Annotated in this window: 1 protein-coding gene and 2 pseudogenes; all 3 read left to right on the top strand. The window is 40.1% G+C overall.

All coding sequences use genetic code 11. The annotated features are described in order from the left end of the window. Window positions 1-231: pseudogene (locus PVV63_RS10205) on the top strand (integrase); the annotation flags it as partial. 209 nt (window positions 232-440) lie between these two features. Then, window positions 441-641, top strand: a complete 201-nt coding sequence (locus PVV63_RS10210; protein WP_015856172.1) for an AlpA family transcriptional regulator — start codon at window positions 441-443, stop codon at window positions 639-641. Window positions 642-740: 99 nt separating this feature from the next. Next, window positions 741-1,268, top strand: a pseudogene (locus PVV63_RS10215) (virulence-associated protein E); the annotation flags it as partial.

Here is a 1,268-nt window from a genome sequence, read left to right on the forward strand (position 1 = left end):
ATGGCTACGTATATGAGAAAAAATAAAATTGAAGCCTGCCCCCATGGATTTCGCTCTAGTTTACGCAATTGGCTCGCTGAAACAACCGATGCTCCCTATGAAGTCGCTGAAACTATTCTAAGTCATACAGTAGGAGGACAAGTAGAGCGTGCCTATCGTCGTACTGACTATCTAGAACAACGCCGGATCTATATGGATAAATGGGCGGCTTATGTCACAGGTCAATCTTAAGATATGGGGTGAATAACCCCATGATCTGTGGATAACTTTCTCTCTCTTTTCTCTCATTCTCTCTTAATAAGATTCATAAATTATCACATCAAAAATTATATTATAAAATATTGTTTTCTATAAATAAAATACCTTCAAAAATGAACCAAAATGTGGTTAATAAATAGTTATGATTTGTTTCTATTTTTTGAGAATGAAAGGATTTTAGTATGACAGAAAATGATATTCTTTTAACAGACCGTGAAAGTGCAAAATTGCTTCATATGAGTGTTTCAACATTCCGCCGTCATGTAACCAATGGCTCTCTCCCAAAACCTTTAAAATTTGGTTTTTTATCCCGTTGGTTACAATCAGATCTTTTGAATGTCATCGAGCAAGCAAAACAGCAACGTTATAACGACGCAGCATAAAAAAAAACCTTGTCACGTAAGGACGGACAAGGCTTTCTCAAACTCATCACCCTAGAGAGTGCACAATCCGTCCTGTGACGCAACGTTATAGGATTTACAATGATGTGTTCTTTTAAGAATGCGCAAGGTATCACACGTGCTGTGCCGCGGGGTTTGGCATGGGCGTTATGGAACAGCCCGTTGCCCTGCTCATGATGATAGGCTACCTAGCTTATCCCTTGCCAATGGACATGATGGGCGTCTCTTAATCTACTGTTATGCTGGTTGCTCTTTTAGAGAGATCATACAAGCGCTTATTAGAATTGGGTTGCTTGGAAAACAAGCTTATGATCAGACGCTCTCTTTCTCCAAACAGTTTTGTGCTGATCTCAAACGAGCAAAACAGAAAGCAGAGAGAGCAAAAGCAATTTGGCAACAAAGCCAACCAATCAAAAATACTTTAGCAGAAACCTATTTACGTATGCGGGGTATTACATGTGATTTGCCTACTGATTTACGCTTTTACGACAAATGTTCGCACCCCTCTGGGGTTACACTGCCCGCGTTGGTTGCTTTTGTTAAGGGCGCTGGCTCTTTCGCCATTCATAGAACCTTTTTACAAGCCAATGGCTGCAAAACAGACCAAAA

The organism is Bartonella sp. CM31XJBT, from assembly GCF_028618555.1.
Lineage (GTDB): Bacteria > Pseudomonadota > Alphaproteobacteria > Rhizobiales > Rhizobiaceae > Bartonella.

Bases quoted from the DNA above. Each gene is read 5' to 3' on its own strand.
- PVV63_RS10210 (WP_015856172.1), top strand. From the start codon at position 441: ATGACAGAAAATGATATTCTTTTAACAGACCGTGAAAGTGCAAAATTG.